Genomic DNA, 17,596 nt, shown 5'->3' on the forward strand with positions numbered 1-17,596 from the left:
CGGGATTCGACGCGGCCGGCGTTCTTCGCGCTGCCGGCCGCGTCGGCGCGATCAGGCCTCGCTGCCCCAACCACGCCGGAAGCCGTCCAGGGTGACGCCCTCGCGTTCGCCCGGGGCGTGGAAGATCGGCAGGTAGCGCTGCGCCGCGAACTCGCCGACCACGGTCTCGAACGGCCGCACACCGAAACCCCGGGCAGGCTTTCGGCCAGCTCCGCCGGCACCCGCGCGGCTTCGGCTTCCGGCAGAGGGGACTGGCGCGCGAGGGCGATCTCGGAGAACACACGGCCCTGGATCTCCTCGCCTTCTGCGGGAAGCCGCCACTGGCGCAGGTACACCGACTTGAACCACGTCCGGTGCGCCTTGTTCTGCACGGCCGTGTGCGCACGGTCGTGGTACCGGTCGTCCATCGCCGCGGGCGTCGACCACTTGCCGCAGAAGTACAGCCACGGCGAGGTGGTGATCGGCCCGCCGATCACCACGCGGAACCTCGGCGACGCCGCCGCCACGGGGAGAGCTAGCGCGTGATTCCGTTGCACACCAGCGTGTGGTGAAATTTGGCGCGGGCGGGCCGAGTCGTCGCGGCCGGGATCGAGCGGCCTGCACGAGGATCCCGGCGATGGACACCAGGAGGTGGGCACCTTCAGGGTTGCGCGGGCGGCGCCTGCCGCAGTTGGCCGAGCACTGCCGGATCCTGGAGTTCCAGTCACCGGATCACTTCGCTGTAGGTGGCGCAGATCGTTTCCGGCTTGGTGCACACCTCGCCCATGAAGTCTTCGGTCGCCTTCGCGAACGCGCCGCCGGCCCAGTCGTTGAAGTGGTTGGCCACGACCAGCGGCGCGCGGTTCCCGCCGAACGCGGCCTGGTACGCGCCGCGGTAGGTCGCCGGCGTGTCCGCGCGGAACTCGGCGGTGCGCGTGGCGTCGTTGCGGGCGTGGTTGAGCTGGAACCACAGGTTGTAGTCCATCATGATCACTTTTTTGTTCAGGGCGGGCACTTTCACGTACGGCATCCAGAACTCCCAGATGCCGTCGCGCTGCTCGGGCCAGCGCACGCCCTCCGACGACTGGCTGGAGTCGTAGCGCAGGCCGGCCGCGCGCATCGCGGGCAAGGCCTGGTTCCAGTCGCCTTCGAGGCACGGCGTGCGGCCGCCCCGGATGGTCGCCGGGTCGACGTTCAGGCCGCGCTGGGCGCGCGCTTGGTCGACGAACTGGAAGAACTGCGCCAGCTCGTCGCCCCACGCGGCGGTCGTCCAATGCCCGACGCTCGGTTCGGCGCCGGTGCAGAAGTGACCGTTGTAGTGCGTGCCGATTTCCTGGCCCTGGGCCACGGCGGTGTTGAGGTCGGCGACGAGCGTGCGAACGTCCGCGTCCGACCCGCCGAAACCGATGGACGCCTTGCCGGGACGGTGGCCGGGGCCCTGGTACTGGTCGCGTTGGTCGTTGGTCAACAGGTAGATGCCGGAGAGGAAACCGCTGAAGTGGGCGTTCACGGACTTGGCCAGCGGAAGGACGCGCTGCCAGTGCTCGTGGGATCCGGCGCCGTCGAAGGAAAAGAGGACGAACTGCGGGGGTTTCTGGCCCGGTCTCAGCTTGTGCAGCCAAGCCGGTGGCCGCCCGGCTGCGTTGGGCGGGCTCGCGCCGCCGCCTTCCTGGGCGGGGGCGTCGTCGAAGACCAGCAATGCCAGCAAGGTCAGGGCCAGCGCCACGTTCAGCGCGAGGACCGTTCTTCTCCGCCTGATCACTGCCCTGCTGGGCCGCGCCATCGTGCCGCCCTGTCCCCGGCGCGGGACTCTACCTGCGCAGATGACCGAAACCCGGCATTGACCGCGCGGTGCACGGCCCGGGATCTATTCTTCCGCCGGCTGACTATTCGGTGATCGTTGCCCGGTGATTGAGCACTACGATCGCTGAATGGAGCTGAGGCAGGTCGAGCACTTCCTCGCGGTCGTGCGGTGCGGGAGTTTCACCGCGGCCGCGCAGGAGGTGCACGTGGTGCAGTCGGCGCTGAGCGCGTCGATCCGCAAGCTCGAGGGCGAGCTGGGCACGCCGCTGTTCGAGCGGACCACACGGCGGGTCGAGCTGACCGAGGCGGGGCGCGCGCTGGTGCCGGCGGCGCACCGGATCGTCGCCGACGTGGTGGCCGCGCGGGGCGAGGTGGCGGCCGTCGCGGGGCTGGCGAGCGGACGCGTGTCGATCGGGACCATCCAGACCCTGACGGTCGTGGACCTGCCGGCCGAGCTCGGCGTGTTCCGCACGCGGTACCCGGGCGTGCGCATCCACGTGCGCGAGGGTTTGGTGCCCGATCTGGCGGCCGCGGTCGCCAGCGGTGAGCTGGACCTGTCGTTCCTCGCGGGCGAGGAACCGCTGACCGACGAGCTGAGCAGTTTCGCGCGGTGGAGCCAGCAGCTGGTGCTGCTGTGCCACCCCGGCCACCGCCTCGGCCGGCGCCGCCGCGTGCGCCTCGCGGAGCTCGACGACGAGCCGTTCCTGGACTTCAGCGGCAGCGGGATCCAGGCCATGGTCGCGCGCCGCTTCGCCGACGCCGGGCTGCGGCAGAACCGCGTCTGCGAGGCCACGCACATGCCGCTGCTGGTGGAGCTCATCGCCGCCGGGCTCGGCGTCAGCATCGTGCCCGAGCCGGTGGCCGAGCGGTCCGGCCTGCCGTTCGCGCGGATCGAGCAACCCACCTTCACCCGCGCGATCCACCTGGCGGGCCGGGGTCCGGCTCCGGCGAACCCGGCGGCGCGGGCCCTTCTGGCGCACCTGCTTTCGTGATCTTGGGGCGGGCGAACAGCAGCCCGCAGCCGACGAGCGCGAGCGCCATCGCCACCGTCGTATAGCCCACGAGCGCCGCGACCGCCGCCAACGCCAGCGCGCGCACGCCGAAGCGCCGCAGCAGGCGGACGAGGTCCGTGGTCTCGGTGTCCACGCCGTCGAGTATTCGCCCGGCCGGGTCAGCGAGTCCAACGCAGAATTTTGCTGGGATTCAGCTGTGTGAGAGCTGAATCAGGGCGCGTGTCGATTTCGGGAAACGCCGTTCGATGTACTCGTGACCGCACCGGAGCGACGCGAGGAGAATCCCCATGGCCCACGAGACGAACGGTCCGATCAGGCTGTACATGTCGATGTCGCTCGACGGGTTCATCACCGGGCCCGACGACCGGCCCGGGCAGGAGCTCGGGGAGGGCGGCGGAAGGCTGTTCAACTGGCTCGACGACCGCCACGGCGACGGCGCCAGCGGCCGGATCTTCCAGGAGGCCATGGCGACCGGCGCGGTGATCTCGGGGCGGCGGACGTTCGAGCTGGCCGGGCGGTGGCAGGGCGATCACCACGACGGCGTGGCGATCAACGTCCTCACCCACCACGTCGATCCCGACGACCAGCCGCCGGGCAGCGCGCGGTTCTTCACCGACGTCGGCGCGTGCGTGGCCGAAGCGCGGGCTGCCGCGGGTGGGCGGGCAGTGCTGGTGCACGGGGCGGGTGCGGCGCAGGCGTTGCTGCGCGCGGGTTTACTGGACGAGCTGGAGATCCACCTCGTCCCGGTGGTGCTGGGCGGTGGGCGGCGGCTGTTCGACGACACTCACGTCGAGCTGCGGCAGGTGCGGCAGTTGACCGATCGGGACGTCACGCACCTGCGTTATGCCGTCGCGGGCCGCCCCCGTTGAACGGAGACGGCCCGCTGGGGTCAGGAAATCAGCTGTGCGCGGCGGCCAGCTGAGACTGGTCGGTGGCCGGCGGGACGAGCTTCGGGTATTCCTTCTGGAACTTGGTGATCATCGTCGCGGAGGGGACGATCTTGTTCGGGTTGCCCTGGCTCGTGGCCTGCTTCTCGCCCCACGCGCCCGCGGCCTTGCGCTGGTCGGGGGTGCCGTGGCTGTGCTGGCAGTCGCCGATGGAGGCGTTGAGGTAGGTGACTTCCTGCTGGGTGCGGGCGTCCCACGCCTCACCCTTGGCGTGCGCGACGAAGTAGCCGCCGTACGCGTCGGGGCCCATCTCGCCGGACTCGTTGCGCGGGAAGTTGTCGTGGGCGAAGTCGACCTGGTGGCCGTATTCGTGGCCCAGCACCGCTTCCACCGCGACGTCGTCGAAGCCGAGCAGGTTGGTGGTGTCGAGGATGCCGTCGCCGAGCATCACGCGCTTGCCGCCGAAGCTGTCGGCGGGCGCGGAGAACGCGTTGAGCGTCAGCAGCGGGTTGCGGCCGCCCTGCAGCACCGGAAGCTCGAAGAGCACCTTGTTGGCGAGCGCGGCCGCGTCCTTCACGCGAGCCGGGGCGAGGCCGAGGCCGAAGGTCTGCGCCATCTTCGTCGGGCTGCCGAGGTCGGTGCCCTTCCAGGCGACGAGCTGCACGTTCCAGCTCTCGATGTCCCAGAACCCGCGCAGCTTCGAAATCGCCGAGGTGGCGCGCGCGGTGTACTGCCCGTCGGTGCCGAACACCTGCGGCTGCTTGTCGGTGGCGACGCCCTGCGCGTAGAGCTGGCCGAGCGCGGAAAGCGCGTCGAAGGCCTGCCCCTCGACCGGCGTGAGCTGCGAGGCGAGCTGGTTCGCATACGTGAGCAGCGCGCCCTCGGTGCAGTCCGCGGCCGGCTTCTGCTTCGCGTGGCCCTGCTTCTGGCCGATGTGGTCGATCGGCGAGTCGATCAACGAGTCGACGCCGGCCCGCGCGCTCGCGGGAATGCCGTTGTACAGGTCCACGACGTTCTGGTACAGCTGCGTCACGTCCTGCTCGACCGTCGACGGCGCCGGTTCGGCCGCGAACGCCGGCACGGCCGGGGCCACCGTGAGCGCGCACAGCGTGCCCGCCGCGGCCAGAGTTCTGCTGAGCGTGCGTGGAAGTTTGGGCACAGGTGTTCCCCTCCTGAGAAAAGACCGGGATCAAGATCGAGAAGCAAGATCACCCTAGGACGGACTCAGGCCCCGAAACGGACATCACCCGAAGACCCCCGGGATGGCCTACACCATTCGGCGGGTTCGCCTGGCCGAAAGTACTAGGTCCCGGCCGGTCGTCGACAAAGACCGACGAAAGTGCTGGGCCAGGCAGGGGAAAACGGGACGGGGACACAACCTTTTCGGGCTACGGCGATTCCGGCTGGAGGTGGTGACGTCTCCGGTCAGCGGAAACCTTTGGCGGAGTGCGACGCGCCAGCCGTGGGCGTCGACGGCGCGGCCACGGCGATCGCCCGAGCGACGATCATGCTGGCACCCGATGGTGACGTCGGGCCGTGCGAGAAGAGCCAGTCCGCGGCGGCGCACACCTTCATGAAGTCGCCTTCGCTGCACGAGCAGACCCATTCGGCCGCGGCCTCTTCCCCGAATTCGAGCAGATCCCGCGCAGCCAATCCCCTGCTCGTCGACACCATCGAACTCCCCTTCTCACTGCATTTCGAATGAGTGCAACAACGCCGGAAATCGCTCGAACGCTTCCCCCAGCCGCGCGGCGAGTTCTTTCAGCAGCGGCAGCCGCGTGGCCACGAACTCCGGCACCGGCAGATATCCGGAAACCGTCGAGCAACTGACGCCCGCGACGACCGAGCCGCCGAACACCGGGCAGCCCAGTGCGGTGATGCCGACGTCGAGCTCGTCGACGACCACCGCGTAGCCGTCGCGGCGGGCCTGGGCCAGCGAATCGCGCAGGGACTCGGCGGAGGTGATCGTGGAGGCCGTCCGCGGGGCGAGCGTGGCGGTGGCGAAGAAAGCATCGACCACGGCCGGGCGCTCGTGCGCCAGGATCGCGCGGCCGGAGGCGCTCACGTACGCCGGCACCCGGGCGCCCGGCGTGATCGCGAAGCGCATCAACCGGTCCGTCTGCACGTGGCAGACGTGGAGGATGTCCGTGCCGGCCAGGGCCGTCAACGACACGCTGTCGCCGGTTTCGTCGCGGACGCGCTGCAGCAGCGGCTGCGCCAGGCTGCTCAGGTTCATCGCGCGCGTGTAGCCCGCCGAGAGCTCCAGCACGCGCGGCGTGAGGACGAACCGCTTGTCGACCTGCGCGAGGTAGCCGAGCTCCACGAGGGTGAGCAGGAAGCGGCGCGCGGCGGCCGGACTGAGGCCCGTGGCGGCGGCGACCTGACTCAGGGACATTTCGGGCTGATCGGGCCCGAACGCCCGAAGCACCGTCAATCCCCTGGCCAGCGAGGTGACGAACTGTTCCTTGTCCGCGCTTGACATCGTCGCGATGCCCTTCCTAATCTCCGTTTACCGCCTAGCGGAAAAATATTCGCTAGGCGAAATTCTAGCACTGCTCCGGCTCAACGAGGAGGCTCGGCGTGCGAACCAACAGCCCTGACAGCGAACAGTCGGCACACCTGACCAGACGGGCGACCATCGCCGCGACGTTCGGCACCGTGGTCGAGTGGTACGACTTCTTCCTCTACGGCACGGCTTCCGCGTTGATCTTCCCGAGCCTGTTCTTCCCGTCGGCCAGCTCGCTCAACGGCTCGCTGCTGTCGTTCGCCACGTTCGCCACCGGGTTCGTCGCCCGGCCGCTCGGCGGGGCGATCTTCGGGCACGTCGGCGACCGCATCGGGCGTAAGAACGCGCTGGTCATCACGCTGCTGGCCATGGGCCTGGCGACGCTGGCGGTCGGCCTGCTGCCCACGTACGGGCAGATCGGCGCGCTGGCCCCGATCCTGCTGGTGGTGCTGCGGATCGTGCAGGGCATCGGCACCGGCGGCGAGTGGGGCGGCGCCGCGCTGCTGACCAAGGAGAACGGCAGCAGCCGGCCCGGGTTCTGGGGCGGGTTCCTGTCCAGCGCGGTGTTCGCGGGGCTGATCCTCGCGTCGGTCGTCTACGTCGTGATCGGCGCCCTGGTGAACAACGACCAGCTGCTGTCGTGGGCTTGGCGCATCCCGTTCCTGCTCAGCGTCATCCTTGTCGGCGTGGGCCTGTGGGTGCGCAAGGGCCTGCCGGAGACGCGCGAGTTCGCCCGCATCAAGCAGGCCGGGGACCAGGAACGCGCGCCGCTGGTCAAGGCGTTCAAGCAGCCGCGCAACATGCTCGCGATCTTCCTCATGCGCGTGGGCCAGAACGCCACGTTCAACATCGTCTCCGTTTTCATCCTCACCTACGCGACCACGCAGCTCGGCCTCGGCAAGTCGCAGATCCTGTGGGCGACGGTCATCGGCGCGGCCGTCGCGTGCGTGCTCTGCCCGGTCTACGGCCACCTCGGCGACCGCTTCGGTTTCGGCCGCGTGATGATCGTGGCCCTGCTCTTCCAGGCCGTGTTCGCGTTTCCGTTCTTCCTGCTCGTGGACAGCAAGGGCGTCGCGCCGGTGATCATCGCCGTCACGGTCGGCATCGCGGGGGCGGGCGCGGCGACCGACGCCATCCAGGCCGGCTACTTCGCCGGGCTGTTCAGCACGCGCAGCCGCTACAGCGCGATCTCCGTCGGCCGCGAAGGCGGCACCGTGGTGGGTGGTGGCCTCGCGCCGCTGATCGCCACGGCGTTGCTGGGCTGGCTGCACGGCAGCCCGTGGGCGATCGCCGGCTGGATGGCGCTGACGAGCTTGATCGGCATCGTCGGAGTGCTGCTGGTGCGCTCGCACCACGAAGCCGAAGACGTCGTCACCGAGTCCGGCCGCACCGGTTCGGCCCTGATCTGAACGGGAACCGCGCATGACAACGGGAAACCTCGTGCTCGACGCCGCCGGCAGCACGGTGGGCACGCTCTTCGAAGACCGCGCCCGGACCCACCCCGGCCGCGTCGCGCTGCAGGCCGGCGAGCGGCAGGTGACCTATGGCGAGCTGGCCGAACGCAGCCGGCGCATCGCCGCGCTGCTGGCGAGCCGGGGCGTGCGGCGCGGCGACCGGGTGGCGCTGGTTTCGGAGAACCGCACCGAGTACCTGGAGATCACGCTCGCCGTGGCGCTGCTGGGCGCGATCGTCGCGTGCCCCGGCCTACGGGCGGGCGCGGACGAGCTCGTGGCCTGCCTCGATCTCGTCGAACCCACGGTGCTGGTGACGTCACCGCGAGCCGACGAGAAGTTCGCCGCACCACTGGGCTCCCGGCCGCGGCTGCTGCTCGGCTCGGAGTTCGAGGCGGAACTCGCGGCGACGACCCCGTGGGCCGAGCCGTCGGCGGCGCAGCCGGAAGACGTCCTGATCATCATCTACACCAGCGGCACCACCGGCGTGCCGAAGGGCGCGGCCATCAGCCACCGCGCAGAGATCGCGCGCAGCTCCGCCACCCGCGCGGAATACCGGCTCGCGGGTGACGACGCGTTCGCCGCCTGGTCGCCGCTGAGTCACATGGGCGCGTTCGACAACTCCGTGAGCACGCTCATCAGCGGCGGCAAGGTCGTGGTCGTCGACGGGTTCGACGCGGCCGAGCTCGCCCACGTCGTGGCCACCGAACGGCTCGGGTGGCTGCTGCTCATGCCCGGTACCGTCCGGCGCTTCGCGGACGTCCTGCGGGACAAGCAGGTCACGCCCGCCGGGGTGCGCCTGTGCGGGGTGATGCCGGACCTCATCGGCCCGGACGAGATCGCCGAGATCACCGCGCTGCTCGACGCGCCGTTCGCGAACACCTTCGGCACCACCGAAACCGGGTGTCCGCCGGCTTCGGGCGACGCGCTCGCCGTCGGCGTGGAACCGAGGTCACTGTCCAAAGTGCAGAGTGGCTACTGTGAAATCCGGCTCGTCGACCCGGACGACCACGACGTCGCCGACGGCGAACCCGGCGAGATCTGCATGCGCGGGCCCACGGTGTTCAGCGGTTACTGGAACGACCCGGCCACCACCGCGCACGACTTCCGCGGCGGCTGGTTCCACCTCGGCGACGTGTTCGTGCGCAACCCTGACGGCACGCTGGATTTCGTCGATCGCGCGAAGTACCTGATCAAGAGCGGCGGCGAGAACATCTACCCCGCCGAGATCGAGCGGGCCCTGCTGCGCCATCCCGAGGTGCTCGAAGCCGTTGTCGTCCGCCGCGCCGATCCGACGTGGGGTGAGGTGCCGATCGCGTTCGTGGCGCGCGCGAGCGAGACCCTGACCGCGGAAGAGCTGATCGAGCTGTGCGGCGAACGGCTGGCCAAGTACAAGCGGCCGCGCGAGATCCGTTTCGTGGCACCGGAAACGTTGCCGCGCAACGCGTCGGGGAAGGTCGTCCGCAGCGAGCTCGAGAAGCAGGCCTGAGCGTCGAAGGAAGGGACACGCATGTTGGGTGATTCACCGGAGTTCCGCTCCGACATCAGCTGGAGCACGTCGAAGAGCATCACGGTGTTCGGCCACGACCTGGTCGACGACCTCGTGGGCAAGGTCAACCTGGGCGACATGGGGTTCCTGGAGCTCACGGGCCGCCTGCCGACGCCCGGCGAGTCCAGTGTGTTCAACGCGCTGACCGTCAGCCTGGTCGAACACGGCATGACCCCGAGCGCCATCGCCTCGCGCCTGACCCACTACGGCGCGCCGGACTCCCTGCAGAGCGCGGTCGCGGCCGGGCTGCTCGGGCTCGGGACGACGTTCGTCGGCTCGATCGAAGGGGCCGCACGGTACGTGCAGGAGGCGGACCTCGAAGGCGACCTCGCCGCGGAGGCCGCTGTGATCGTCGACCGGTTCGTCGCCGCGAAGACACTCATCCCCGGCATCGGCCACCCCATCCACAAGCCGCTCGACCCGCGGGCGGAGCGGCTGTTCACCCTGCTCGACGAGGCCGGCCTCACCGGGCCGGAGGTCGCGTTGATCCGGGAAGTCGCACGCCAGGCCGGAATCGCGCTGGGCAAGGAGCTCCCGGTCAACGTCACCGGCGCGATCGGCGCCATCGCGTCGCGGCTGGGCATCGACTGGCGGGCGGCGCGGGGTATCGGCGTGATGGCGCGGGCCGTCGGCCTCGTCGGCCACGTGCTGGAGGAGATCCGCAGGCCGACGGCACCGGCCATCTGGCGTGAGGTCGACGAGGCCGCGACCCGCCACCACGAGTGAGCGGCACGGGGCCGGGCGCGTGCCCGGCCCCGTCGCCCTCAGATGTCGATCGGTTCCAGCCGGCCGAGGATCTCGTCGCGGCGGGCCTCGAACTGCTCCGGCAGCTGGAAGCGCTTACCGATCTCCTGCGGCGACTCGTCGCAGTCCCAGCCGCCCTCGTTGTGCGTCACGGCGAGCTCGAACAGCGCGCCGCCCGGGGACCGGACGTAGATGGACTTGAAGTACTTGCGGTCCCGCAGTTCCGACATGTCCGTGTAGCCGGCGCCCTCGATCTCGCGTTCGGCACCGCCGGACGCCGGGGCGCCGTGGCCGAGCCGGCGCCGCAGCAGGGCAAGCGCGACGCCGTGGTCCGCGCGGCCTTCGCCGAGCACGGGTTCCGCGTGAGCCTCGACGAGATCGCCGAGCGCGCCGGCGTGTCGAAAGTGACCATCTACAGCCATTTCACGAGCAAGGAAGCCCTCCTCCGCACGGTGATCACCGAGCAGCTCGACGAGGCCGTGGCGGCGGCGCGCAGGCTGTCGTCCGGCGAGTTCGATCTGCGCGAGCTGTGCGAAGCGTGCGTCGACGTGCTGACGTCACCCGCGATGGTCAACCTGCACTCCGTGCTGGAGGCGGAGGCGAAGCGATTCCCCGAGGACACCGCCGCGTGGTTAGGCCGCGTGCCCGCGGAGCTGCGCCGAGTGCTCGAAACCGCGGTGCGCGCGCTGCCGGGGATCCGGATTCCCGACCCGGCCGCCGCGGTGAGCCGGCTGTACGCGCTGTGCGTGCCGCCCGGTTCGCCGGACGTGATCGAGTCCGGGGTGGCGATGTTCCTGAAGTTCTGCGAAACGCCGAGCGCCAAGCCCGGCAAGGCGTAACCGCCGAGGGCCGCGTCAGCCTTCCAGGAACTCGATGCGGTTGCCCACCGCGTCGAACGTGTGGAACCGGCGCCGTCCGGGGATCTCCGCCGGATCCGCCCACACCACCCGGTGCCCAGCGGCCGCCACCGCCTCCGCCGTGGCGTCCACGTCGACCACGAACGCCGGGTGCGCCTTGGCCGCGGGCCGGAAGTCTTCTTCGACGCCGACGTGCAGCTCCCCGTCCGGCCCACCGACGCCGGGCACGCGGAACCAGCACCCGCCGCGCCGGGCGAGCAGCGGCGGTTTCGGCAGCTCGGGCCAGCCGAGCACCCCGGTGTAGAAGGCGCGCTGCGCGTCCTCCGACCCGGCCGGGCAAGCCACTTGCACGTGATGGATCACAGCACCGAGGTTACCCGGCGGCGTCCCTCGCCGGAGGTGACCGGAAACCCGTGCGGTTCACGCGAACGGGAAGCCGCTCGGGCCGCCGGCCCGGCCATGAGCGTTTTATGTTCTGAGCGTGGCCTACCTGCTGACGTCGATCCCGTTCTTCGCCGGCTTCGCGATCAGCTTCCGCATCGAGCGGCAGCGGTTGCTGAACGGCGTGCTGTTGCTGGCGGGCTGCTGTTCCTCGCGATCGGCGTGATCTTCGCGTTGCTGGACATCCCCGCGGTGCACGACGTTCCTGGTGCTCAACGGGCTGCAGATGGTGCGCCGCGAGGGGGCAACCTGCTGTCGCTGCTCGTGGGGCCGGCGATGTTCGCCTTCGCGCCCGCGTGGTGGTCATCATCAGTGTGTCCATTGTGCTCGGTTACCCGAGCCTCGCGTTCGCCGCGTTCGTGTTGTGCTCCGCGGGTACGGGCTGCTGCGGCCGCCGCAGGGCGGCGCCCACGCTCGTGACGTCCGGCGGTCAGGGCGCCGACGAGACGCAGGTGCCCAGCGCCACGATCCGCGAGTTCATCGGCATCCTGCGCGACTACCGGATCCTCAACGGTGTGGTGATCGTGCTGCTCGCGGCGGCGTACCCGGTGTCGCTGGCCTTCTGACGGCTGCGGCACCGTGCCGCCGGGGCGTCCGGCCGCGATGGATCTGCCGAAGGCTCCGGACCGCCTCACGCCACCGGAGCACCGGTCCGCGCGCGGACCCCGGCCGCGTCCTCCCCCGGCGCGACCTCGACCAGCTGCAGGCCGTCCGGGGTGACATCGAGAACCGCGAGGTCGGTGATGACGCGGTCGACCACACCGGTGCCGGTCAGCGGGAGCGTGCAGCGCGACACCAGTTTCGGCTCGCCGTCCTTCGTGACGTGATCGGTCAGCACGACCACGCGTTTCGCGCCTGCGACCAGGTCCATCGCGCCGCCCATGCCCTTGACGAGCGTGCCGGGCACGCTCCAGTTGGCGAGGTCCCCGTTGGCCGCGACCTGCAACGCGCCCAGCAGCGCCAGGTCGATGTGGCCGCCGCGGATCATGGCGAACGACGTGGCCGAATCGAAGAAGCTCGCGCCCGGCGCCACCGTGACGGTCTGCTTGCCGGCGTTGATGAGGTCGGCGTCCTCCTCGCCCTCGACCGGGAACGGGCCCAGGCCGAGGATGCCGTTTTCGCTCTGCAGCGTGACGTGGACGTCGTCGGGCACGTGGTTGGCGACCAGGGTCGGGATGCCGATGCCGAGGTTCACGTAGTCGCCGTCGCGCAGTTCGCGGGCGGCGATGGCGGCCATTTCGTCGCGGGTCCAGCTCATGCGTGGGCCACCTCCTTCGGACGGACGGTGCGTTTCTCGATGGCCTTTTCCCGTGGCCTCGCGAGGACGAGCCGCTGGACGAACACACCCGGCGTCATCACGTTCTCCGGGTCGGCGAAGCCGTCGAGCAGGATCTCCGCTTCGGTGAGGCAGACGCGCCCGCAGGCCGCGACGAGCGGGTTGAAGTTGCGGGCGGCCAGGCGGTAGGTGAGGTTGCCGGCCCGGTCGGCCGTGTGGGCGTGGACCAGTGACACATCGGCGACGATGCCGCGTTCGAGCACGTAGGTCCGGCCGTCGAACTCGGCGTGGGGCTTGCCCTCGGCCACCGGGGTGCCGACACCCGTCGGCGTGTAGAACGCGGGAATGCCGGACCCGCCGGCGCGCAGGCGTTCGGCGAGGGTGCCCTGCGGGACGAGCTCCACGTCGAGCTCGCCGTCGAGGAACTGGCGGGCGAAGAGCTTGTTCTCGCCGACGTAGGAAGCGACCACTTTGGACACCTGGTGGTTCTCGAGCAGGAATCCGAGGCCCTGGCCGTCGACGCCCATGTTGTTGGACACCACGGTCAGGTCGCGCACGCCGGAGTCGCGCACGGCCTCGATGAGGTCCGTCGGGTTGCCGCTCAGGCCGAACCCGCCCACGGCGAGGGTGGCGCCGTCGGTGAGCACTTCCGCCAGTGCTTCGGCGGCGCTGGGGTAGATCGTCGGCAAGGTGTTCCTCCCGTCCACTGAATGATCGGACGCGGTCACTCAAGGGCATGCGATTGTGCCTGGTCAACGCTGGCGCAAGGGTCTTTCGCTCGGCGGTCACCGGTCGATGGCGGCGTTCACTCAGTGAACGTAAGCTGCGGACATGACCAGCGCCCCGGACCACCTCGTCGGCCGCGCGGCCGCGGTGCTGCGCGCGCTGTCCCACGGGCAGGGCTCGACCACCACCGAGGTCGCCCGCGCCGCCGGCCTGGCCCGCCCGACCGCGCACCGCCTGCTCACCGCGCTGGGCGACGAGGGGTTCGTGGACCGCGACCAGCGCACCGGGCAGTGGCACCTGGGCCCGGAGCTGTACCTGCTCGGTGAGGTCGCCGCCCAGCGCTACGACGTGACCGAGCACGCCCGCGCGAGTGTCCACCGGCTGGCCGAGGCCACCGGTGAGAGCGCGTTCTTCTCCGCTCGGCGCGGCGACGAAACGGTGTGCCTGCTCCGCGAGGACGGCAGCTTCCCGATCCGCTCGTTCGTCCTGTACGAGGGCGCCCGCTTCCCTCTCGGCGTCGTCTCGGCGGGGCTGGTTGTGCTGTCCTTCCTGCCCGACCGCGACATCGACGAGTACCTCGGCCGCGTCGACCTGACCGAGAAATGGGGCGCGGCGCACCGTGCCGACGAGCTCCGCGCCCGCATCGCGCGCACCCGGGAGACGGGCTATTCACTCAACCCGGGCCTGGTCGTCGAGGGCAGCTGGGGCCTGGCCGCCGCGGTATTCGGCCGCTCAGGCGCGCCCGCGTGGGCGCTTTCGCTGACGGGCGTGGAATTCCGCTTCCCGCCGGACCGGCTCACCGAGCTGGGTGCGCTGCTGCTGCGTGAAGCCCATGCGCTGACCCGGAAACTCTCGTCGGCGTAGGCTCCGGCACGATTGTCCACAGTGGATCATGACCCGAGCGTCTCTCTCGCCCGAGTCAGCTCTTGCGCGCGAGCGGCCAGCGGCGGCCGATCGCGACGTGCAGGATCACCGACACCCCGAGGGCGTTGAGGGTGACGTGGCCGACCCAGCCGATCGGCGTGCCGCGGTCCCAGTGCAGTCCTTCGGCCAGCGCCAGGAGCGCGACGTGCAGCACCGCGGCGAGGGCCAGCGTCAGCAGCAGGGACACGGTTCGTTCGAGCCACGCGGGCCAGTGGGCCGGCAGGGCGTCTTCGAAGAGCATGCCGACCACGAGCCCCGCGGCCACGAAGTCGCCGGCGAGCGTGGACAACGTCGGGACGGGCAGCTCCCGCAGCACCACGTAGGTGAGGATGCCGGCGCCGATCGTCGCGACGTTCGCGCAGACGAACCGCACCCACTGCGTTCGCAAGTGGTGGAACGGCCAGCCGCGCCACATCACGAACAGCAGCACCTGCCACACGCCGATGAACGTGAGCACCGCGCCGAACACACCGGGGTCGAGCAGGCCGCGGCCGCCGCCCCGGAACGGGGTTCCGCCGAGCAGCAGCGCGTACAGCAGGATCGAGATCGCCCACGACAGCACCACCGCGCAGATCCCGCCCGGGATGGGCTTGAGCCACAGCCGCAGCGGCCAGTGTTCGCTCACCAGCGTCAGCTGGAGCATCACCACGAACGCCGCGCCCGCGAGCGGCATCGTCACGGGGAACGTGCTCAGCTCCAGCCGCTCCGGCGTCGGGTCGAAGATCGCCGCGAACGACAGGTGGCCCACCACGGCCTGGCCGAAGAACGTGAGCGCGATCCCGCCCGCCGCGATGAGCGCCAGGTCCGCCCAGCCCGCCCAGTCCGGCCCGAGCCGCGTGCCCGGCCAGTCCTCCCACCAGAACGCGATCATCGAGACCACCGGCAGCGCGAACGTCACGATCGGCGCCAGCACCAGCAGCGACGGCTCCGCACCCCCGGCCCCCACGGCGATCAGCACCGCGACCACAACCACCGGCACGAGTCCCGCCAGGCCGAGCCCCGGCTGCCGGGCCCAGCGCGACGTGCCGGGCCCGGTCGGGTCGGCTCTGCGATGCCGTTCGCGACGGCTGATCGCCGGGTGGGGTGCTGCTTCCGCGGTACCGGCCCGGCCGGCGCCTTCGGCTCTGCCGCTCACCGCGAGCCGTGCTCTCCGTCGGTCGCGAGCCCGCGCGCCTGTCGCCTGGGCTGCAGGTCCATGCTCGTCCTCCGCAAAACCGCGCTCGCCGTCGACGTTCCCGGCCCCCGCAACGCCGCACCGCGACCACCGACGGGCCGTCCACGTGCCTCGGGTGCGGCCAGGCTAACCAGCACCCCGGGTCATCTCAAGAACGCCACCACCGGCGATGACGTTCGGGCACACCCCAGGCCCCGCCCGACGCCCACCGGCCGCGCGCCGCGGTCGGACAATCCTTTTCGGACACTGGGTGCGCCGGGTCTCGGGGAGAACGGCGGGCTTTTCACGTGATGCGGATCGGATCGGCCGGCCGCGGATTCAGGAACCGGCTCCGCGGGCAACTCGCAGTCGCCGCGCCGCCGCGTTCCGGATGCGTCTGGTGGCGCCGCTCGTGCTCAGCGCTTCGAGCGTCTTCGCCACGCTGATCGTGGTGGGCCACCCGCAGCTGCAGCCAGTTCGTCCACCGTGTGTCGAACTCCGGGCCGCTGCCCGCGGCCAGGAGTTCGAGGACGACGAGCTCACGCGCCCGGGTCGCGGCGTACTCGCGACTGGGCCCTTCAGGGAGGGCCGCCACGAAGTCCGCCCGCCGGGCCTCCGGCAGAACCTCCAACGCCCTCACGACGACCGCGGCGGCCAGTGGCAGGTCCGGCTGGTCCGCGATGAGGTCCGGCACCACCGGCCATTCCTCGGCCCGGCCGACCGCCTCGAGGTACACGGCCCACCGGGCATGTCCGTCGTCGAGGTCGCCGGGTTCGGCGCCGAGCCGCCTCGCGAGTGCCGTCAGCCGGGTTTGGAAGGGCGTCACAGCATGGCCAGCCGGTCCAGCAGACGTTCGGCCAGGCTGATCTCGGCGCTCAGCGGGTGGTCCTCCGCGAGGTAGGGCAGGGTGCCCTCCGCGAGGCGGAAGGCTTCGCGCAGCGGGGTGTCCGGCAGGGCGACCCCGGAGAGGCGCAGGGCGCGCACGGCGGCGAGGAGTTCGCAGGCCAAGACGGTGCGGTAGGAGGCGGTCGCGGCGACCGTGCTGCGGACGGCGTGTGTGGAGAAGCTCGCGTGGTCCTCCAGGCCGCGGGAGATGACCGCGGTGCCGAGCGTCACGGGGGACGCGGCATGGCGGAGGGTGCCCAGTGCGTCGTGGGCGACGTATTCCAAGATCATGATTCCGGAGCTTCCAGCGGGGCCCTGGGCGAGAAACGGGGGCAGGCCGCTCAGATCCGGTTCCACGAGGTCGCCGAGGCGGGCCGTGGACAGCTCGGCGACGTGGTGCAGCGCGGCGCGCAGGTGGTCGAACGCCAGGGCGACGTGGGCGGTCGAGAACTGGCCGTGGTGGTAGGCCTGCTGGGTCTCCACGTCGATCAGCGGGTTCTCGGCCGCGGCGTTGACGTCGATGTCCAGGACCCGCTCCACCGAGGCCGCCGCGTCGAGGGCCGGGCCCTGGACCTGGGGGAAAGCGCGCAGGCCGAACGGGTCCTGCAGGCGGCGGCCCTCCACGACCTCGTCGCCTTCGAGGAGCAGCCGGCGCAGCTCGGCGGCGCAGAACACGGCGCCGGGATGGGGACGGGCGGCGTGGACGCGCGCCGAGTAGGCCTCGGCGGAGCCGCCGAGGGCGCAGAAGGTCAACGCCGTCACCACGTGGGAAGCCGACAGCAGCCGGCGCAGGTCGTGCCACGCCAGGACGGCCTCGGCGAGGGTGGCGGCGTTGCTGGAGATGAACGCGAGCGCGTCACCGGGGCTGATCGGCAGCGGGTCGAGGTCCCCGGCGGCCCACGGGAGCTCGCCGGCCAGGGTCAGAGCGACCTCGGCCAACGCGGTCAGGTCGCCGGTGCCGATGGCGCCGCGCGAGTGCACCAGAGGCAGAGCCCCGACTCGCAGCGCGGTCTCCAACGCCCGCAGCAGACGCGGGTGCACGCCACTGCCACCGGCCGCCAGCTGGTTGAGCCGGATCGCCATCACGGCACGCACGACCTCGTCCGCCAGCGGCTCGCCCGTCCCGCCGGCGTGACTGCGCAGCAAGCGCAACCCGTGGTGGTCGGCCGACTCCGGATCGACGACCGTGTGCCGGTTCGCGCCGACGCCGGTCGTGCGGCCGTACACCGCGCGTTTGGCGCCCAGCTCCACCGCCAGCTCGTAGCTCGCCGCGGCGCCGGTCACGGCTTCGGGCGCCAGCTCCGTCCACGCGCTGCGCCGAGCCACGCGGACCACGTCGGCGCAGCGGAGGCCGGACCCGCTGATCTCGATGCGGCTGGAGTCGGTCATCGCCACCCCTCTT

Annotated in this window: 22 protein-coding genes; 10 read left to right on the forward strand and 12 right to left on the reverse strand. The window is 71.0% G+C overall.

Annotated features, from left to right (window positions below; all coding sequences use genetic code 11):
* Positions 1–51: 51 nt before the first annotated feature.
* A complete protein-coding gene (locus AB0K15_RS30100) occupies positions 52–180 on the reverse strand; it encodes a hypothetical protein (protein WP_364057733.1) in 129 nt (42 codons plus the stop codon).
* Between the two features lie 159 nt (positions 181–339).
* Here AB0K15_RS30100 and AB0K15_RS30105 point away from each other — a divergent pair, with 159 nt between their 5' ends.
* Positions 340–525 (forward strand): hypothetical protein, encoded by a 186-nt coding sequence (locus AB0K15_RS30105; protein ID WP_364057736.1) that lies wholly within the window; start codon positions 340–342, stop codon positions 523–525.
* A 178-nt stretch (positions 526–703) separates the two neighbouring features.
* Here the strand turns inward: AB0K15_RS30105 and AB0K15_RS30110 are convergent, their stop codons facing one another.
* Positions 704–1,741, reverse strand: coding sequence for a polysaccharide deacetylase (locus AB0K15_RS30110; protein WP_364057739.1), 1,038 nt, complete (start codon positions 1,739–1,741; stop codon positions 704–706).
* A gap of 169 nt (positions 1,742–1,910) precedes the next feature.
* Between AB0K15_RS30110 and AB0K15_RS30115 the strand changes: the two genes are divergently transcribed.
* Positions 1,911–2,774 (forward strand): LysR family transcriptional regulator, encoded by an 864-nt coding sequence (locus AB0K15_RS30115; protein WP_364057742.1) that lies wholly within the window; start codon positions 1,911–1,913, stop codon positions 2,772–2,774.
* A 308-nt stretch (positions 2,775–3,082) separates the two neighbouring features.
* Positions 3,083–3,664 (forward strand): dihydrofolate reductase family protein, encoded by a 582-nt coding sequence (locus AB0K15_RS30120; RefSeq protein ID WP_364057745.1) that lies wholly within the window; start codon positions 3,083–3,085, stop codon positions 3,662–3,664.
* A gap of 28 nt (positions 3,665–3,692) precedes the next feature.
* Here the strand turns inward: AB0K15_RS30120 and AB0K15_RS30125 are convergent, their stop codons facing one another.
* From AB0K15_RS30125 to AB0K15_RS30135, 3 genes are all read right to left on the reverse strand, one after another.
* Entirely contained in the window at positions 3,693–4,841 is a 1,149-nt protein-coding gene (locus AB0K15_RS30125) for a hypothetical protein (RefSeq protein WP_364057748.1), read from the reverse strand.
* Between the two features lie 266 nt (positions 4,842–5,107).
* Entirely contained in the window at positions 5,108–5,356 is a 249-nt protein-coding gene (locus AB0K15_RS30130; RefSeq protein WP_364057751.1) for a hypothetical protein, read from the reverse strand.
* 13 nt (positions 5,357–5,369) lie between these two features.
* Entirely contained in the window at positions 5,370–6,164 is a 795-nt protein-coding gene (locus AB0K15_RS30135) for an IclR family transcriptional regulator C-terminal domain-containing protein (RefSeq protein WP_364057754.1), read from the reverse strand.
* Between the two features lie 98 nt (positions 6,165–6,262).
* On the opposite strand from AB0K15_RS30135, the gene AB0K15_RS30140 reads away from it, so the two are divergent.
* From AB0K15_RS30140 to AB0K15_RS30150, 3 genes are read left to right on the forward strand one after another with little or no spacing between them, the layout of a single operon-like run.
* The gene (locus AB0K15_RS30140; RefSeq protein ID WP_364057757.1) at positions 6,263–7,597 is read left to right on the forward strand and encodes an MFS transporter; all 1,335 of its coding nucleotides are present in this window, start codon (positions 6,263–6,265) and stop codon (positions 7,595–7,597) included.
* A 13-nt stretch (positions 7,598–7,610) separates the two neighbouring features.
* Positions 7,611–9,128 carry an AMP-binding protein gene (locus tag AB0K15_RS30145; protein WP_364057760.1) on the forward strand — a complete coding sequence of 506 codons (1,518 nt, stop codon included), beginning with the start codon at positions 7,611–7,613 and terminating at the stop codon, positions 9,126–9,128.
* A 21-nt stretch (positions 9,129–9,149) separates the two neighbouring features.
* A complete protein-coding gene (locus AB0K15_RS30150; RefSeq protein WP_364057763.1) occupies positions 9,150–9,914 on the forward strand; it encodes a citryl-CoA lyase in 765 nt (254 codons plus the stop codon).
* 38 nt (positions 9,915–9,952) lie between these two features.
* On the opposite strand, the gene AB0K15_RS30155 is transcribed toward AB0K15_RS30150, so the two are convergent.
* A complete protein-coding gene (locus tag AB0K15_RS30155; RefSeq protein WP_364057766.1) occupies positions 9,953–10,285 on the reverse strand; it encodes a hypothetical protein in 333 nt (110 codons plus the stop codon).
* A 9-nt stretch (positions 10,286–10,294) separates the two neighbouring features.
* Between AB0K15_RS30155 and AB0K15_RS30160 the strand changes: the two genes are divergently transcribed.
* Positions 10,295–10,771 carry a TetR/AcrR family transcriptional regulator gene (locus tag AB0K15_RS30160; protein WP_364057769.1) on the forward strand — a complete coding sequence of 159 codons (477 nt, stop codon included), beginning with the start codon at positions 10,295–10,297 and terminating at the stop codon, positions 10,769–10,771.
* 15 nt (positions 10,772–10,786) lie between these two features.
* On the opposite strand, the gene AB0K15_RS30165 is transcribed toward AB0K15_RS30160, so the two are convergent.
* Entirely contained in the window at positions 10,787–11,152 is a 366-nt protein-coding gene (locus tag AB0K15_RS30165; RefSeq protein WP_364057772.1) for a glyoxalase, read from the reverse strand.
* A 118-nt stretch (positions 11,153–11,270) separates the two neighbouring features.
* Here AB0K15_RS30165 and AB0K15_RS30170 point away from each other — a divergent pair, with 118 nt between their 5' ends.
* Together AB0K15_RS30170 and AB0K15_RS30175 are read left to right on the forward strand one after the other, a co-directional pair.
* Positions 11,271–11,396, forward strand: a complete 126-nt coding sequence (locus tag AB0K15_RS30170) for a hypothetical protein (protein WP_364057775.1) — start codon at positions 11,271–11,273, stop codon at positions 11,394–11,396.
* A 133-nt stretch (positions 11,397–11,529) separates the two neighbouring features.
* Positions 11,530–11,796: a hypothetical protein gene (locus tag AB0K15_RS30175; protein ID WP_364057778.1), complete on the forward strand. Its 267-nt coding sequence runs from the start codon at positions 11,530–11,532 to the stop codon at positions 11,794–11,796.
* Positions 11,797–11,861: 65 nt separating this feature from the next.
* Here AB0K15_RS30175 and AB0K15_RS30180 read toward each other — a convergent pair whose 3' ends face one another.
* Together AB0K15_RS30180 and AB0K15_RS30185 are read right to left on the reverse strand one after the other, a co-directional pair.
* On the reverse strand, positions 11,862–12,488 hold the full coding sequence (locus AB0K15_RS30180) for a CoA transferase subunit B (RefSeq protein WP_364057781.1): 627 nt from the start codon (positions 12,486–12,488) through the stop codon (positions 11,862–11,864).
* Positions 12,485–13,195, reverse strand: a complete 711-nt coding sequence (locus AB0K15_RS30185; RefSeq protein WP_364058196.1) for a CoA transferase subunit A — start codon at positions 13,193–13,195, stop codon at positions 12,485–12,487. The genes AB0K15_RS30180 and AB0K15_RS30185 overlap by 4 nt, the downstream gene beginning before the upstream one ends.
* A 142-nt stretch (positions 13,196–13,337) precedes the next feature.
* On the opposite strand from AB0K15_RS30185, the gene AB0K15_RS30190 reads away from it, so the two are divergent.
* Positions 13,338–14,096 (forward strand): IclR family transcriptional regulator, encoded by a 759-nt coding sequence (locus AB0K15_RS30190; protein ID WP_364057784.1) that lies wholly within the window; start codon positions 13,338–13,340, stop codon positions 14,094–14,096.
* 55 nt (positions 14,097–14,151) lie between these two features.
* On the opposite strand, the gene AB0K15_RS30195 is transcribed toward AB0K15_RS30190, so the two are convergent.
* The 3 genes from AB0K15_RS30195 to AB0K15_RS30205 form a co-directional block, all read right to left on the reverse strand.
* Positions 14,152–15,291, reverse strand: a complete 1,140-nt coding sequence (locus AB0K15_RS30195; protein ID WP_364057787.1) for a hypothetical protein — start codon at positions 15,289–15,291, stop codon at positions 14,152–14,154.
* Positions 15,292–15,613: 322 nt separating this feature from the next.
* The gene (locus AB0K15_RS30200; RefSeq protein ID WP_364057790.1) at positions 15,614–16,135 is read right to left on the reverse strand and encodes a hypothetical protein; all 522 of its coding nucleotides are present in this window, start codon (positions 16,133–16,135) and stop codon (positions 15,614–15,616) included.
* Complete coding sequence (locus AB0K15_RS30205; protein ID WP_364057793.1) at positions 16,132–17,583, reverse strand: aromatic amino acid ammonia-lyase; 1,452 nt, start codon at positions 17,581–17,583, stop codon at positions 16,132–16,134. Before AB0K15_RS30205 ends, AB0K15_RS30200 begins: the two co-directional genes overlap by 4 nt.
* Positions 17,584–17,596 lie beyond the last annotated feature (13 nt).

The organism is Amycolatopsis sp. NPDC049253, assembly GCF_040678995.1.
In the GTDB taxonomy this organism is placed as follows: Bacteria; Actinomycetota; Actinomycetes; order Mycobacteriales; family Pseudonocardiaceae; genus Amycolatopsis.

Bases quoted from the DNA above. Each gene is read 5' to 3' on its own strand.
- AB0K15_RS30150 (WP_364057763.1), top strand. From the start codon at position 9,150: ATGTTGGGTGATTCACCGGAGTTCCGCTCCGACATCAGCTGGAGCACG.
- AB0K15_RS30190 (WP_364057784.1), top strand. From the start codon at position 13,338: ATGACCAGCGCCCCGGACCACCTCGTCGGCCGCGCGGCCGCGGTGCTG.
- AB0K15_RS30145 (WP_364057760.1), top strand. From the start codon at position 7,611: ATGACAACGGGAAACCTCGTGCTCGACGCCGCCGGCAGCACGGTGGGC.
- AB0K15_RS30120 (WP_364057745.1), top strand. From the start codon at position 3,083: ATGGCCCACGAGACGAACGGTCCGATCAGGCTGTACATGTCGATGTCG.
- AB0K15_RS30130 (WP_364057751.1), bottom strand. From the start codon at position 5,356: ATGGTGTCGACGAGCAGGGGATTGGCTGCGCGGGATCTGCTCGAATTC.
- AB0K15_RS30115 (WP_364057742.1), top strand. From the start codon at position 1,911: ATGGAGCTGAGGCAGGTCGAGCACTTCCTCGCGGTCGTGCGGTGCGGG.
- AB0K15_RS30205 (WP_364057793.1), bottom strand. From the start codon at position 17,583: ATGACCGACTCCAGCCGCATCGAGATCAGCGGGTCCGGCCTCCGCTGC.
- AB0K15_RS30180 (WP_364057781.1), bottom strand. From the start codon at position 12,488: ATGAGCTGGACCCGCGACGAAATGGCCGCCATCGCCGCCCGCGAACTG.
- AB0K15_RS30135 (WP_364057754.1), bottom strand. From the start codon at position 6,164: ATGTCAAGCGCGGACAAGGAACAGTTCGTCACCTCGCTGGCCAGGGGA.